The sequence below is a fragment of the Streptomyces sp. NPDC001410 genome, from assembly GCF_042895235.1.
Taxonomy (GTDB): Bacteria; Actinomycetota; Actinomycetes; order Streptomycetales; family Streptomycetaceae; genus Streptomyces.
Genome location: NZ_JBIAWE010000010.1, coordinates 147,736 through 161,534, shown reverse-complemented (window position 1 = coordinate 161,534; position 13,799 = coordinate 147,736). Strand labels below are relative to the sequence as shown.

The window sequence follows — 13,799 nt, the reverse complement described above, 5'->3', positions numbered from 1 at the left end:
ACAGCCATGCCTAAGCCCGGAGAACTGGCAGTAGTTGGGCAGCAATGAGCCCCCTAACAGCGCATTCGGCGCGGATAGGGGGCCGGGTGTGGGTCACTGGGCCGTCTCTGGGCCGTCAGGCTCACGTGGGGCCGCGAGAAGCACCCGATCCACGGCTTTCCTCGTACGCTCCTGGCTCGACGGCATCAGGTGCGCGTACACCCGCAGCGTCAACCCAGGGTCGGAGTGCCCCAGGTACTCACTCACGGCCTTGATGCTTTCGCCGGCGTCCAGCAGCACCGAGGCGTAGAAGTGCCTCAGCGCGTGCATGCCGTGCTCGCGAGCCGAATCGTACTTGCCGTCTTCACCGGCTTCCGCGATCAGACCAGCCGCCGCCAGCGCGGGCTTCCACTCCTGGATGTTGAAGTTGCTCCGCCAGACGAGCCCGCTCGCGGTGTTCGTGAACAAGAGGCGAGCAGACACCTTCGGGCCGTCCGGCTTGCGCCAGGGCAACGTGATCTCAACCGGCTTGAAGGCGTCCATGTGGACCCGCAGGGCCTCAGCCACCGACGGCGGCAGCGGTACGTCCCGCTCCTTGTTGCACTTCGGAGGAGCGAACACGGCCTTGCCCCGAATCAGCTTCACCTGCCGGACCACCCGAATGATGCCGCCGTCGAAGTCGAGTGCATCCTCAGCCAGTCCCACGATCTCGCCCTGACGGAGCCCGCACCCGGCACCCACGTCCACCACGGTCCGGTAGCGCTGAGGGAGTGCTGCACGGACCGCCTGAACCTGGGCAGGCAGCCACGGCATAACACGGCGTTGCTCGGCGGCCGGCGGGCGCACGGAGTTCGCGGAGCACGGGTTGCGGGGCAACAGCCCGTCGTCAACCGCCGCACTGAGTACGGCCCGCACGTCGCCGTAGATGTTCCGCGCATAGCCGCCGCTCACGGCCGGGTCCTGCTCCAGCGCGCTCACCAGTCCACGGATGTGTTCCGGGCGGAACGAATCCAGCGGCCGAGAGCCGACCAGCCGGAACGCGTGCAGGCGCAACCGCTGCTCGATCACAACCTGACTGGCCGGGTCGATGCCGTGCGTCTTGAGCCACTTCTCGGCGTAGCTCTTGAAGGTGATCCGAGCTGCGCGAGGGTCGATGTACTGACCGCGCGACATGTCCGAGGCAATGTCGATCAGCCACTGCTCAGCGAGGCGTTTCTGCCGATCCGGGAAGCTCTTGGACTTCTCGGTGCCGTCGGGCCCGATGTATCGAGCGCGGTAGCGCATGCCGGTGCCGTATCGCTCAGTCTTGACCCTGAGAGGCTTGCCATCCGGGCCGGTCTCGGTCTTGTACCAGCGATCTTGGATATGGCCAGCCATCAGGCAGCCTCACCGAGCTGGGAGTCCACCCAGGCACGCACGTCACGCGGGTCGAAGCGCAGGTGTCGGCCGACCCGGAATCCGCGCGGCCCTGTGTGCTTCCTGCGCCACTGGTAGACCGTCTCGACGCTGGGCAGTTCGAACATTTCGACCAGGTCCTCAGGAGTCAGTAACCGGTTCGGCAGCTCTGAGGCCATGGTCAGCAGTTCCCTTCGTCGGTGAGTTGGTCTCGCAGGGCTTCGCGTGCGGTTTCGCGGTTGAGTTCGAGGTCCCGCCGGATGGTGGCGGCGAGGATGGATTCGCCGGGGGTGTGGCCGTGGCCGGCGTACTGCCAGTCGGCGAGGACGAGGACGGTGTCCGGCTCGACGTCGTCCAGACCGAGGGCGGCGCGTTCCTGTGCTGCGCGGTAGTCGGCGCGTGTCTGGCGGAGGGCGCCGAGCGTGGTCGAGTAGCGGCGGGACTTGGACGAGAAGTGCCCGCGGAAGCCGAGCATGTGAGCCCAAGCCGACAGGCGCCGGTCCGGGTACAGCTCATCCAGGTCGCGGCACGCGGTGATCAGGCGCCGGGCGTGGTCGGGGACGCCGTGGCGGTCGAGTTCGGCGAGTTCACCGATGCGCCGGTCGAGTGTGCCGGTGTTCTCGGCCGCCTTGGTGGCGTACTTGGCCACGTAGGAGGCGACCGCCTGTTCGGTGAGGTCGGAGCCGTCACCGAACGCCTTGATGGGCCGTACGTCGAGCTGTCGGCCCCACTGGAAGGTGCGGGCGGGTTGGGTCGCCGGCGGCGGGGACACTGACGCTGCTGTACGGGTGTGCGGTGGCGGCGCGGATGGCGTCGGTGAGCAGGTCGGTGGTGGCCCAGGACGGCGGGGCGGAGTCGGCTCCGTCGGGACCGTCGAGGCGGATCACAGCATGGAAGTGGACGGCGCCGCGCTTTTGGAACTCGGCGACCTTGCCGTAGGACAGTCGGCAGGTCTCGGCGAGTTCGCGCTGTGTCAGCCCGGCCCGCTTGGCGATCTCGCGGCGGAGCCGGTTGATGGTGCGCATCCACAGCTCACCGGCGTGGTTGTTGAAGAGCACGGCGCCGGCGTAGTCGTACGTGCTCGGGTCAAGCGCTGTACCGAGGGCGGAGTCGTCGGCGGGGTGGCGGGTGCCGCAGCGGCAGGCGCCATGGTCGGGCCGGTTGTGGACCGGGCCGAACGAGGGGGCGGTGAAGGTGGCGAACACCCGGGGGTGGTCGCGGACGGTGCTGGGGATGTCCTTGTCCGGGTCGCCGGCGAGTCCGGCGCGGATCAGGTGGTAGGTGTCCCCGGCGTAGGTCCAGGCGCAGGCGGGGCAGCGGGAGGCCCGGCGGTTACCGCAGGCGACACGGAGCCGTCCGCCGGGCTCGTTCTCGGTGCTGTAGCGGTGCAGGGTCTCCCCGGTCACCTTGTCCTTGCGGACAACCCAGCCACGCAGGTGGATCGGGTCGGCGCAGCCGCCGGTGCGCTTGATCTGGTCCTGCCAGCGGTCGAAGCCAGCGAGCCCGGCCACCCGGAGGAGGTCCCCCAGGGTGACCGGGTCCAGGCCCGCGAAGGTCGCGGTGTCGGTCACGCAGCGACCTCCAGCAGGGAGGCGTACACCGCGGTGCCGATGTATTCGGTGTAGGCGGGCGGGACGCACTCGCGGATGCCGTCGCGGTTCATCCACGGCACCCGCATGTCGTCGCGGGCTTCCTGGACGCCGGAGAAGTTCCCGACGTAGTGGGCGAAGTGCCCAGCAGCGCGGGGGCGACCCATCTTGGTCAGGGGCGCGGTGTGCGGGCGGTGGCGGGGCGGGGTGAAGGTGTAGCCGCCGCCGGTCTCGAACAGCCGATGCCGGTACGTGTGCATCCCGAAGACCGCCGCGCACAGGGTGGCCGGGTTGCGCAGCTCCGGGGCTGCCTCTTCCACATTCTCGATCACCGGCACCCGCCACCCCGACGGCACCTTCGGGCGGAGCATGGTGGGACTCCCTTCCGATGGGGTTACTTGATCAGGCCGTTGATGGCGGGGGCGAGGACGCTGTCGGCGAGGAGGAAGCCGCCGAGCAGGAGCACGGCGATGAGCCAGGCCGGCGGGCGGATGAGCTTGACGCCGAGGTAGCCGACGACGAGGAGCGCGAACCAGAGGGGGACCTGCACGGGGAGCCTCCTAGCGGACCTTGCAGCGGTGGGTGCGGGCGGCGAGCTGGGCGGCGGACTGGCTGGAGTAGTCGGCGGACCAGCCGCAGTCGTCGGAGGTGCACACGGCGGCGTGCTTGGTCTGGCCGTGGCGGTCGCGGTGGGTGCCGATCTGCACCGGGCCGATCTGCATCACGGAGTGGAAGAAGTCGCGCATGGGCATGGCTGAACTCCTTGTCTGTCAGGCGAGTTGGGCGGCGATGGCGTCGGCCATGGGCGCGGGGACGCTGAGGCGGGCGCGAAGGGTGTCGGTGTCGATCGGGGAGCCGGTACGGGCCTGGTGGTCGGCGGCGACCTTGCGCGCGTGAGCGACCAGCGGAGCCGGTACCGCCACCTCGGGAGCAGGGGCGGGGGCCGGGTCGGCGGCGGGTAGCGCCGGGGTGTCGTCGGCGGCGGCTACCGGCTCCGGAACGGACTCCGGTTCGGCGTCGGACTCAGGAGCCGGATCAGTGGCCGGGACAGGAGCCGCCGCTACTGGTGCCGGGTCATCGGCCGAGTGGGCGAGCAGGGTGCCGCCGAGGAAGGCGAGCGCGGGCCATCCGGCGATGCCGAGGCGGAGCAGCGCGGGCGGGTTGGCCAGGTCGAGGAAGCCGGCGGTGGCGACGTTGGCGCCGAGCGAGGCGAACAGCGCGATCAGGAACCAGCACCAGGCCAGCCGGGACGGGCCGCTGTTGCGCAGCCGACGCCAGGCGGCGACCAAGAGCAGGTCGACGCTGATCGGGTAGGCCCATGCCTTCCATCCGGACTGTCCGGCGGCGGCGGCCAGGTCGTGAAGGTGGGCGAAGGACAGAGCGCCGGCGATCACGGCCTGTACGAGGACGGCGTCCGGGCGGATCGAGCGGGTCATGTCGTCACCTCCCTTTGCGGGTTGGGCCAGGGGCGGGGCGGGGATCGAGTCCGGCCGCCTAGCCCCGGCAGGGGTTCAGTCGGTGGTGGCTTGGCCGGATCCCCAGCAGGTCAGGCACAGGCCGGTCTGCCGGTCGTCGGTGGCACGGCCCTTACGGGCGCCAACTCGGACGGTTTCGGTGATCTCGCCGGTGCCGTTGCAGTCGGGGCACGGCTTCGGCTGGGGCTTGCGGCGGGAGGCGGGCTTCTTCGTGGTCGGCACGGTCACCACCCCTCGCCGGGGTACTCGGGGCCATCGTTCGGGTCGTAGCCGGGCGGGAGGGTGCCGGGCGGCGGCTCGGGCAGCGACGCGGCCAGGCACGGGCCGACGGTGTCGATGAAGTCCTGGTCAGCGCCGATCCTGTCGGCGTACAAGGCCAGGTCGCCGAGCATGACCACGGTGCGGGTGAAGTCCTCGCAGTCGGGGCACATGGCAGGCGATCTCCCTTCTTCGGGCATGGCTCGGGTAGGGACCTGACGCGATGCGGTCGCGCCACCGTGGAGCGGGAGGGATCAGGCAGTAGCCGGGATGGACTCGACAGCCGACGCGTCGACAGGCTTCGGAACGCCGGGCAAGGGCCGGAAGGGCGCCAGGGCGGGCAGGTCCGGCGTGATGTCGGCGTACCGGTTGCAGGTGTTCACGGCCTGGCGGAGCGAGGTGTGCGGGGCGCGGATACGGGCCCATCCACCGGTCGAGTCGCCGGTGATGGCGACGCCGGGCATGTCGGTGGGGATCTGGATCGCGGCGAGGACGGCGTCCGGGGCGATGTCGCCGAAGGCCATGTTCGCCGAGGACTCGTCGTTGACGCGATGGGCCGTGCGGCCGGTGAGCTGGGCGCGGAGCATGGTGATGCCCTTGCCGAGTTCGGAGCCGAAGCGCTGACCACAGATTTCCAGGTAGATGCCGGCGGCGCGGCCGAGCTGGGCGAGCCGAGCGAGCGCGGTGATGATCCGGTCCCGGCGCTTCTCTTCCTCCTTGTTGGCGAACACGGCGAGTTCGGCGACCTCATCGACCAGGACCACGATCGGCACCGGGCGGAGGTCTTCGGGCAGGTCCCAGATGTCGGCGGCTATCTCGGCATCCGGCACATCAGCAGTGATGCGCTGTTCAGCGCGGATGACCTGGTAGACGTCCTGCATGTGGGATACCAGGGCATCGAGCAGTTCGGCGGCGGTGTCCTGGTTGTCGGCCAGCGCGGAGAACCGGCGGGCTAGCGGGAACAGCTCCACACCCTGTTTGCAGTCGATGCCGACCAAGGCGACCCGATGCGGGGCGAGTGCGGCCACGAGGTTGCGCTGATAGACGGACTTGCCGGACTCCGTGGCGCCGAGCGTGAGCGCATGTGGGACCGCGCGGTAGTCGCGGTAGTGCACGGCTCCGTCTTCACGCAAAGCGACCGGGACCCGCATCGGGCGTGTGTCGGTCTTGGCCGGCATCTGCACCCGCTTGAGCACGTCATAACCGGTCATCCGCACTTCGACCACGCTGGAGCGCAGTTCCCGCGACGTGACACCGAACATGGCGAACGAGTGCCGCAGCCGATCACACGAAGCCGCCACGTCGAACGCGTCCTGACCAGGACGGAGCTTGAGCCGCAGCACCAGGCCGGTCCGGGTCGGTCGCAGGCGCAGGATGCGCGGAGCACGGGGCCCGGGGACCGGTCGGTTGGTGGCCCGAGCCAGGGCCAGGCGCCAGCGCGAGGGCGGGACCGTCAGCCTGCAGGCGTCCATCACCGACGCGTATCGGAACAGGACCCGCAGACTCGCCAGGACGACACCGAAAGTGAGCCAGTACCAGGCGGGGCGCCGCCACCGCAGGAGACCCGCAGCGGCGACGACCAGCACCAGGGCGACCGTTAACCAGGTCATGGTCAGGCCGCCTTCGGCTGCGAGGCGCCGGCGGCGAGCGAGGTGACGGCGACCGCACGGAAGCTGATCCCGTGCCGCTTCTGGCCGTTGAACTCGTTCTCCCACGGCCGGGCGACCAGCCCGGTCAGGGCGATCGGAGTGCCCATGGCCAGCTCACCGGAGATGTCCGGCTCCGCCACGGTCACCGTGATGACCTCCGCACTGCCGTTCATCACGAACAGCACGTCCACGGTCACGAGCGTGTGGCCGGTGTCGGTGTCGGTGGCGATGACGCCGTTGCGCTTGTCGCGCATCTTCGTCTGCGGGGGCTGAGCGACCATCAGGGTCGCGCCGTTCGTGTCGACAGGGATCTGACGCATGATGGAGTCTCCCTTTGGGATGAGCCCCGGGCTGCGTTGTGATCTTGGCGGATGGCACGCAGACCGGGGCAGCTTGTTGTTGCGACACCATCGAAGCTACTCACAGAAAAACTGCGAGTCAACAGAAAAACTGCGACTAGTAGGGGAACTCCGAGTCTGCGACACTAATTGCGACGAGAAGGAGGCAGGAATGGCCAACTATGGGCTGTTTGTCCGCTTCACGCTGCGTGACGGGGCAGGCGAAGCGTTTGACGCACTGATCCGAGAGACCGCCGCAGGGATCCAGGCGCACGAACCGGGCACACTGGTCTATGCGTGCCACGAGGTCGAGGGCGCACCCAATGAGCGGGTCTTCTTCGAGCTGTACGCCGATCGTGCTGCCTTCGAGGAGCACGAGCGTCAGCCTCACACGCGCCACTTCCTGGCCGAACGCTCCAAGTACGTTGAGAAGACTGAGGTTGACCGCCTCCAGCCGTACGCCGGCAAGTACCCCGACGGAGTCGAGAAGTGACCACTTCCGACAGCAAGACCGTCGGACAGAGGGTCAAGGAGCTGCGCCGCGCCGAAGGCATGTCACAGAGTGACCTTGCCGCCGCGATGGGGCGCTCCGAAAGCTGGGTGTCGCAGGTCGAAAGAGGCGTACAACCCGTCGAACGACTGTCGGTCCTTCAAGCTCTCGCTGATGCGCTCAACGTGCCCGTGCGCGACCTACGGCCGGATGCCGCTGCTCCAGTAGAGGAAGCTGAGCCAGAGGAGCAGACGAAGAGCAACGACCTAGACGGACTACGGGTAGCCCTTACCGGTCACCCCGCGTTGGGCAGTCTCTTCCAGCAACCGCTGGCCGAACCGACGCCTTCGCTCGCCGACTTCCGCCACAAAGTAGAAGAGGCGTGGACTCTCGTACACGCATCGAGCTACGCAGCACTGAGTGATCAGCTTGCCAAGCTTCTCCCGAGCATCGAAGCCGCAGTTCGTCATGCGCCGGCGGGCGAACGCGTAGAACTCCATGCCCTACGCGCCAAGGCCTACCAGGTGGCCGCAGCCAGCTTCACTCGGCAAGATCAGGCAGATGCAGCGTGGATCGCAGCCGACCGAGCGCTACAGGCAGCCGAACTTGCAGGGCAGCCGTTGGAAGTCGTCGCGAGTCTGTTCCGAATGGCGCACGCCTTCATGCGTCAGCAGCACATGGACCAAGCCGAGCAGGCAGCGCAATCTGCTGTAGCCGTCATGGGTCCGAGGACAGAGGCCTCGGCGTGCCCGCCGGAAGAGCTGTCGTTGTTCGGTGCCATGAACCTCGTACTCGCAGTGATCAACGCGAGGGAGGGCAACCGAGGCCGGACCCATGAACACATCGATCGAGCGCGAGCAATCGCAGCGCGGTTGGGTGCGGATCGCAACGACTTCGATACGGAGTTCGGGCCGACGAACGTCGAGATCCACGCCGTGAGTACCGCAGTGGAGTTGGGAGATGCGGGGCTTGCCCTAGAGGTGGCCCAGCACGTTGACGCATCTGGTCTCTCACCCGAGCGGCAGTCGCGTTTCCTGCTTGACGTGGCGCGAGCACACGCGCAGCGGCGACACGTCGGCGAGGCCACAGCCGCACTCCTGGAGGCCGAAGCCCTAGCTCCCGAGCAGATCCACGACCACCACTTGGCCCGCGAGGTCATCCGCGATTTGATCCAACTCTCGGACCCGCGCATCCCCGAGTCGCTGCGCAACTTGGCCGAGCGGAGTGCTGTCCTCTAGGCGCCCAAAGCCTCGCGGTGGGAGTTTCCCTACATTATCAAGGGCTCGCTTCGCTCGCCGTTGCTCCCGGCCTCCTGAACTGCAAGCAGTCCGATCACAGATCGGAGGTGCCGCGCACAGCGCGGCGGCGCCGGCCGGTCGCCGCCGCGCCGCCCCTCCTTGCCTTCGTCACCGGGGCCGCGCGCCGTCGCCCGTCCGCGCCCACAAGGGGGCGAAGACCAGGCCGGGGTAAGGGTGAGACGGTCCCGCCGAGGTCAGAACACCGTCGTGGCTGGGGCGGTCGGCTCCACGGCTTTAGGCAGCCACTTTGGCGCGAGCCTCGAAGATCAGGGCCCAAAATCGGGCACTAACGGGCAGGTCCACAAGCCTGCCCGATTCGCGGGCTAGCGTAATGGGCCCTGATCACTCGCGCCAAAGCAGCTCCAGCCCAAAGCCGTTCCGCCGACCTCGGTGGGCAAGCTTAGCGCGCAACGCGGGGAATATCTATCCTTCGTCGGGGAATAGGTTCGCCCAGCGATCCAATTCCTGTTGAGCGACTTCAATTTCCGACATGCGCTTGTACATGCTATCCGGGAAGGAGGATAGGATTTCGAGTGTGTCGTGACTCGACCAAACGAAGAGATCTCGCATGAAGGACGAAACGCTCTCGCTGATCTTCACCACTCGGCCGTATTTCTGTTCAAGTCTTATGGCTGTCGTTTCGTTCAGCAATAGGGACTTGTGGCCAACGGCGTGAACAACGAGAGCCGACCGAGGTATGCCCGCGTCGGTGACACTGCGGACGAATTGCTCAAGCTCTTCGGGGGTAACTGGCTTTCCGCGCACCTCTACGGCGAGCAGCGGCGATCCGTCCTTGCGAAGTGCGTGGACGTCCCCAGGAAAATCTCTTGAAGGGTCGTTTAGTCTCCGCGAGGCCACTTCGGGATACGTCATGTCGAGCGCAGCGGCTACGCAAGCCTGAAGCTTTCTCGGTATGTCGGCACCCGATGTTACGAAGACTTCCGTCTGAGCGATCAGGCTCGCTTCGACGATTGCGCTTCCGCTCACGACCCGCTGCTTCTTACGGTTCGCTTCGATGCATACCGTCAGGACAGCAGCCAGGGCGGATCGAGCCTGCTGACGTGTATATCCCTTGGTGTCTACCATCTGCAAGGCGGATTGGAGGCGCTCAAAATATGGGCGAGCACTTGGCAGAATGCGCTCGATCTCGGAGATGTGATCGTAACGGAAGAACGGCTGGTTATTGAGTGGCTCACGCCCGGTGGCTTTGAGATCGAAGCCCAATTCCACGGACAGGGGCACCAGAACACCATGTGCCAAAGTCCTGTGGGAGTATGTGCGATCGCTATACTCTTCTTTGATGGATAGCGGATCGACGCCATCGTTGCACGCTCTCGCCAGCAGGGCGACACACAAGGCTGGCGTGTAAGTACGAGGAGCCCTCACCTCACGCAGAGTGCGCGCGAGATGAATCCAGTACTCTGGGAGGTCGCTCCCATCCGTGGCCTTGGCGAATGCTGCCCTCAATACATGATCGGCTGTTCTCTTGTCGATTCGGATCCCCATTTACCCCACCCCTGGGAAACGCTAGATCAGTGAAAGTTGCTCATTGTAGGCCTGCTCTTTCCCGTCAAGCGCGGGCTGCACGTACCCCATCTGCTCCATCAGGGCGCGAACGACGACCTTCCCGAGTTCCACTGGGACGGCATTGCCGATCTGCCTTTGCATATCGCGTCGGCCTCCTGCGAATTTGAACTCGTCAGGGAAAGTCATGATGCGCTTCATCTCGGAAACAGTGAAACGGCGAGCACGGGATTCGCCCTTTTCGTTCCGGGTATTCTCCCAATGGAAGGGGCCAACCCAAGGGCCCGGCTGTGCTTGAAGTGTTGTGGAAGGGCGGTCGGGTTCGGCGCGCAGAAGAAAGGTCCAGTACCGACTCCGCCACTTAAAGACATTGCGTCCGTCGTAGCGCTCGGTGTGCCACAGGTAATTCTGGCCCGGGGGCACTTCGGCAGCTAGGTCGGCATACGTGCCTTCCACGATATCGCTCAAATCGATGGGCTCTTTAGGGAGTCCCTGAAAGGCCTGCCTTAGTCCCACGAATGGGATCTTCGAATGGTCAATGACGCGATCACGTTCTGACTCGCCTGAGTGCGTAGACTCAGGGAAGTGGAATTTCTTCCCATCCCTGCGTCCTACGACGAAAACCCTACGGCGGAGTTGAGGGACGCCGTACTCGGCGGCAAGGAGAATCTTGTAGGAAGGGTTGTAACCCGCGTCTCTCAGCCCCTCGATGAGGCGATCGAACTGGGCTTTGTGTGTCTTGTAGGTAAGGCCTTGAACGTTCTCTAGAATGAACGCTTCAGGCTTACTCTCGCGAACGACACGGACATATTCATCAAGTAGCGAGGCGTTTGGGTCGGCGCTGTTTCGCTTCTCTTCGATCCAGAAACCAGACTTGCTGAACGGCGTGCACGGAGGTCCGCCAATAAGCAGGGTGGCATCGCCACGCTGTAGCCCGCCCGCTTCCAAAATCTCTTGAGTTGGTGTGGTCTGAATGTCCCCGCACAACGTCTTGGTGTGAGGGAAGTTCAGGGCAAGTGTTTGCAGAGCTGTCTCGTCGTAGTCCGTTGCCACGGCAACACGCAGTGGTGACCCGCTGCCGTCATGGGTTAGTGGCGGCTCGGCGCAGCGCTCAACGGCGCAGTCCAGGCCACCTGCACCGGAGAAGAGACTGATCACAGGCAACTCGCGATTCACCGCGCCACAGTAGCGCAACACTTGTTGCCCGTCCCGAGGCTGTAGAGATGCCCGGGATGCATCAGCCAGGTGGGGTCTGGGCCGTCTCTGGGCCGTACGCGGCCGACCAAAGTTGACAGAGAACACCTGCGGGTGACCACCCCCACCCCGCTCTGGCCTGGGCTGCCGGAGTTGATCTGCGACACTGGTAGCGCCATGCCTAAGCCCGGAGAACTCACTTTCGTAGCCCCGCGCGGAGCCAAGAAGCCGCCGCGGCACCTTGCCGACCTCACGCCCGCCCAGCGCAAGGAGGCGGTGGCCGAGGTCGGTGAGAAGCCGTTTCGTGCCAAGCAGCTCTCGCAGCACTACTTCGCGCGGTACGCGCACGACCCCGAGCAGTGGACCGACATCCCGGCCGGTTCGCGGGACAAGCTGCGCGAGGCGCTGTTCCCGGACCTGATGACCGTCGTCCGGCATCTGTCGACCGACCAGGGGACGACCCGCAAGACGCTGTGGCGGCTGTTCGACGGCACGCTCGTGGAGTCGGTGCTGATGCGGTACCCGGACCGGGTGACCATGTGCATCAGCTCGCAGGCCGGGTGCGGGATGAACTGCCCCTTCTGTGCCACCGGGCAGGCGGGGCTCGACCGGAATCTGTCCACCGCCGAGATCGTCCATCAGATCGTCGATGGCATGCGGGCTCTGCGGGACGGTGACGTGCCCGGTGGGCCTGCGCGGCTTTCCAACATCGTCTTCATGGGCATGGGCGAGCCGCTCGCCAACTACAACCGGGTCGTGGGGGCCATCCGCGCGCTGACCGATCCCGCGCCGGACGGGCTCGGGCTCTCGCAGCGAGGGATCACCGTCTCGACGGTCGGGCTCGTGCCCGCCATCCACCGGTTCGCCGACGAGGGCTTCAAGTGCCGGCTCGCGATCTCCCTGCACGCCCCCGACGACGAGCTGCGCGACACCCTCGTCCCCGTGAACACGCGGTGGAAGGTGCGCGAGGTGCTGGACGCCGGGTTCGAGTACGTCGAGAGGTCCGGGCGCCGGCTGTCGATCGAGTACGCGCTCATCCGCGACATCAACGACCAGGCCTGGCGTGGTGACCGGCTCGGGCGGCTGCTCAGGGGCAAGCCCGTGCACGTCAACCTGATTCCGCTGAACCCGACGCCGGGGTCCAAGTGGACCGCCTCGCGGCCCGAGGACGAGAAGGCGTTCGTGGAGGCGATCGCCGCCCACGGTGTGCCGGTCACCATCCGGGATACGCGCGGGCAGGAGATCGACGGGGCGTGTGGTCAGCTCGCCGCCACCGAGCGGTAATCTGGCTGCGTTCGATTACGTCTCATCCACGTCTCATCACATCTTCATATTCCGACAGGGGAGCGCCACAGCGCTGAGAGTGCGGCAAGCGGGCCGCAGACCCTCTGAACCTCGCCCAGGTCATTCTGGGTAGGAAGTTCGGTCACCACTCATGCTGTTGCGCCCTGCCCGGGTTCTTCTCAGAAGGACCGGGCAGGGCCGCGTTCTTCCTGGCCAACCCCCAGGAGGACACTCACGTGCACACCAAGACCCTCGTGGCCGCGGCGGTCGGCCTCGGCCTGCTCACCTTGTCCGCGTGCGGATCGACGGACACCAAGGGCGCCAGGGACGACTCCAAGACCGTGACCCTGGTCAGCCACGACTCGTGGTTCGTCTCCAAGAGCGTGCTCAAGGACTTCGAGAAGCAGTCCGGCTACAAGGTCCGGGTACTGCCCAATGGCGACGCCGGTCAGGCCGTCAACAAGGCGATCCTGACCAAGGACAACCCGCAGGGCGACGTCTTCTTCGGCGTCGACAACACCCTGCTGTCCCGGGCTCTCGACAACGGGCTGTTCCAGTCCTACGAGGCGAAGGGCCTCGGCACCGTCGGCGCCGACTACCAGCTCGACAAGGACAAGCACCGGGTCACGCCCGTCGACTACGGCGACATCTGCGTCAACTACGACAAGGCCTACTTCAGCGAGCACAAGCTGACCCCGCCGCAGACCTTCGCCGACCTCGCCAAGCCCGCGTACAAGAACCTCCTCGTCACCGAGAACGCGGCCACCTCCTCGCCCGGCCTCGGCTTCCTGCTCGGCAGCGCCGCGCAGTACGGCGACAACGGCTGGCAGGACTACTGGAAGAAGCTCAAGGCCAACGGCGTCAAGGTCGTCGACGGTTGGGAGCAGGCCTACCGCCAGGAGTTCTCCGGCTCGTCCGAGGGCAGGAAGGCGGGCGGCGACCGGCCGCTCGTGGTGTCGTACGCCTCCTCCCCGCCCGCCGAGGTGATCTACGCCAAGAAGCGGCCCAGCACCGCCCCGACCGGCGTCGCGACCGGCACCTGCTTCCGGCAGATCGAGTTCGCCGGGCTGCTGAGCAACGCGAAGAACACCAAGGGTGCCAAGGCGTTCATCGACTTCCTGCTCTCCAAGGAGTTCCAGCAGGACATGCCGCTGAACATGTTCGTGTACCCGGTGGTGCAGGGTGCCGCGGTGCCCGACGACTTCACGAAGTACGGGCCGGCCGCCAAGGACCCGGAGACCATGGCCCCCGGCAAGATCGCCGCCAACCGCGACCAGTGGGTCAAGTCGTGGACGTCGCTCGTACTGAAGTAGCCGAGGGGCGAAC

General features: G+C 66.4%; 16 protein-coding genes, 1 pseudogene and 1 riboswitch. Of the genes and pseudogenes, 4 read left to right on the top strand and 13 right to left on the bottom strand.

All coding sequences use genetic code 11. The features are described 5' to 3' along the window. Positions 1-93: 93 nt before the first annotated feature. The 11 genes and pseudogenes from ACFY3C_RS23195 to ACFY3C_RS23145 form a co-directional block, all read right to left on the bottom strand. Complete coding sequence (locus tag ACFY3C_RS23195; RefSeq protein WP_390772086.1) at positions 94-1,356, bottom strand: tyrosine-type recombinase/integrase; 1,263 nt, start codon at positions 1,354-1,356, stop codon at positions 94-96. Next, positions 1,356-1,553, bottom strand: coding sequence for a helix-turn-helix transcriptional regulator (locus ACFY3C_RS23190; RefSeq protein ID WP_390772085.1), 198 nt, complete (start codon positions 1,551-1,553; stop codon positions 1,356-1,358). Before ACFY3C_RS23190 ends, ACFY3C_RS23195 begins: the two co-directional genes overlap by 1 nt. Before the next feature lie 2 nt (positions 1,554-1,555). Further along, positions 1,556-2,945, bottom strand: a pseudogene (repSA, locus tag ACFY3C_RS23185) (replication initiator protein RepSA). Beyond that, positions 2,942-3,334, bottom strand: coding sequence for a hypothetical protein (locus ACFY3C_RS23180; RefSeq protein ID WP_390772084.1), 393 nt, complete (start codon positions 3,332-3,334; stop codon positions 2,942-2,944). Before ACFY3C_RS23180 ends, repSA begins: the two are co-directional and overlap by 4 nt. A 23-nt stretch (positions 3,335-3,357) precedes the next feature. Further along, positions 3,358-3,513: a hypothetical protein gene (locus tag ACFY3C_RS23175; RefSeq protein WP_103838579.1), complete on the bottom strand. Its 156-nt coding sequence runs from the start codon at positions 3,511-3,513 to the stop codon at positions 3,358-3,360. A 10-nt stretch (positions 3,514-3,523) separates the two neighbouring features. Beyond that, positions 3,524-3,715: a mobile element transfer protein gene (locus ACFY3C_RS23170; protein WP_390772083.1), complete on the bottom strand. Its 192-nt coding sequence runs from the start codon at positions 3,713-3,715 to the stop codon at positions 3,524-3,526. Between the two features lie 18 nt (positions 3,716-3,733). Continuing rightward, positions 3,734-4,399, bottom strand: coding sequence for a DUF2637 domain-containing protein (locus tag ACFY3C_RS23165; RefSeq protein WP_390772082.1), 666 nt, complete (start codon positions 4,397-4,399; stop codon positions 3,734-3,736). A 75-nt stretch (positions 4,400-4,474) separates the two neighbouring features. Beyond that, complete coding sequence (locus ACFY3C_RS23160) at positions 4,475-4,660, bottom strand: hypothetical protein (protein WP_390772081.1); 186 nt, start codon at positions 4,658-4,660, stop codon at positions 4,475-4,477. A 2-nt stretch (positions 4,661-4,662) separates the two neighbouring features. Next, the gene (locus tag ACFY3C_RS23155) at positions 4,663-4,869 is read right to left on the bottom strand and encodes a hypothetical protein (protein WP_390772080.1); all 207 of its coding nucleotides are present in this window, start codon (positions 4,867-4,869) and stop codon (positions 4,663-4,665) included. A gap of 81 nt (positions 4,870-4,950) precedes the next feature. Further along, on the bottom strand, positions 4,951-6,306 hold the full coding sequence (locus ACFY3C_RS23150) for an FtsK/SpoIIIE domain-containing protein (RefSeq protein WP_390772079.1): 1,356 nt from the start codon (positions 6,304-6,306) through the stop codon (positions 4,951-4,953). A gap of 2 nt (positions 6,307-6,308) precedes the next feature. Next, positions 6,309-6,665 carry a hypothetical protein gene (locus ACFY3C_RS23145; protein ID WP_385316626.1) on the bottom strand — a complete coding sequence of 119 codons (357 nt, stop codon included), beginning with the start codon at positions 6,663-6,665 and terminating at the stop codon, positions 6,309-6,311. A gap of 190 nt (positions 6,666-6,855) precedes the next feature. On the opposite strand from ACFY3C_RS23145, the gene ACFY3C_RS23140 reads away from it, so the two are divergent. After that, positions 6,856-7,176, top strand: coding sequence for an antibiotic biosynthesis monooxygenase (locus ACFY3C_RS23140; protein WP_351215727.1), 321 nt, complete (start codon positions 6,856-6,858; stop codon positions 7,174-7,176). Next, positions 7,173-8,411 carry a helix-turn-helix domain-containing protein gene (locus ACFY3C_RS23135; protein ID WP_390772078.1) on the top strand — a complete coding sequence of 413 codons (1,239 nt, stop codon included), beginning with the start codon at positions 7,173-7,175 and terminating at the stop codon, positions 8,409-8,411. Before ACFY3C_RS23140 ends, ACFY3C_RS23135 begins: the two co-directional genes overlap by 4 nt. Positions 8,412-8,894: 483 nt before the next feature. On the opposite strand, the gene ACFY3C_RS23130 is transcribed toward ACFY3C_RS23135, so the two are convergent. Beyond that, the gene (locus tag ACFY3C_RS23130; RefSeq protein WP_390772077.1) at positions 8,895-9,977 is read right to left on the bottom strand and encodes a restriction endonuclease, SacI family; all 1,083 of its coding nucleotides are present in this window, start codon (positions 9,975-9,977) and stop codon (positions 8,895-8,897) included. Positions 9,978-9,998: 21 nt separating this feature from the next. Next, complete coding sequence (locus ACFY3C_RS23125) at positions 9,999-11,171, bottom strand: DNA cytosine methyltransferase (protein ID WP_390772076.1); 1,173 nt, start codon at positions 11,169-11,171, stop codon at positions 9,999-10,001. A gap of 195 nt (positions 11,172-11,366) precedes the next feature. Between ACFY3C_RS23125 and rlmN the strand changes: the two genes are divergently transcribed. Both rlmN and ACFY3C_RS23115 read left to right on the top strand, forming a co-directional pair. Then, entirely contained in the window at positions 11,367-12,473 is a 1,107-nt protein-coding gene (rlmN, locus tag ACFY3C_RS23120; protein ID WP_386576462.1) for a 23S rRNA (adenine(2503)-C(2))-methyltransferase RlmN, read from the top strand. 46 nt (positions 12,474-12,519) lie between these two features. After that, positions 12,520-12,627, top strand: a riboswitch (TPP riboswitch). Between the two features lie 82 nt (positions 12,628-12,709). Further along, on the top strand, positions 12,710-13,786 hold the full coding sequence (locus tag ACFY3C_RS23115) for a thiamine ABC transporter substrate binding subunit (RefSeq protein ID WP_390772075.1): 1,077 nt from the start codon (positions 12,710-12,712) through the stop codon (positions 13,784-13,786). Positions 13,787-13,799: the final 13 nt, after the last annotated feature.

Bases quoted from the DNA above. Each gene is read 5' to 3' on its own strand.
- ACFY3C_RS23165 (WP_390772082.1), bottom strand. From the start codon at position 4,399: ATGACCCGCTCGATCCGCCCGGACGCCGTCCTCGTACAGGCCGTGATC.
- ACFY3C_RS23145 (WP_385316626.1), bottom strand. From the start codon at position 6,665: ATGCGTCAGATCCCTGTCGACACGAACGGCGCGACCCTGATGGTCGCT.
- ACFY3C_RS23180 (WP_390772084.1), bottom strand. From the start codon at position 3,334: ATGCTCCGCCCGAAGGTGCCGTCGGGGTGGCGGGTGCCGGTGATCGAG.
- ACFY3C_RS23140 (WP_351215727.1), top strand. From the start codon at position 6,856: ATGGCCAACTATGGGCTGTTTGTCCGCTTCACGCTGCGTGACGGGGCA.
- ACFY3C_RS23150 (WP_390772079.1), bottom strand. From the start codon at position 6,306: ATGACCTGGTTAACGGTCGCCCTGGTGCTGGTCGTCGCCGCTGCGGGT.
- ACFY3C_RS23195 (WP_390772086.1), bottom strand. From the start codon at position 1,356: ATGGCTGGCCATATCCAAGATCGCTGGTACAAGACCGAGACCGGCCCG.
- ACFY3C_RS23155 (WP_390772080.1), bottom strand. From the start codon at position 4,869: ATGTGCCCCGACTGCGAGGACTTCACCCGCACCGTGGTCATGCTCGGC.
- ACFY3C_RS23190 (WP_390772085.1), bottom strand. From the start codon at position 1,553: ATGGCCTCAGAGCTGCCGAACCGGTTACTGACTCCTGAGGACCTGGTC.
- ACFY3C_RS23170 (WP_390772083.1), bottom strand. From the start codon at position 3,715: ATGCCCATGCGCGACTTCTTCCACTCCGTGATGCAGATCGGCCCGGTG.
- ACFY3C_RS23130 (WP_390772077.1), bottom strand. From the start codon at position 9,977: ATGGGGATCCGAATCGACAAGAGAACAGCCGATCATGTATTGAGGGCA.
- rlmN (WP_386576462.1), top strand. From the start codon at position 11,367: ATGCCTAAGCCCGGAGAACTCACTTTCGTAGCCCCGCGCGGAGCCAAG.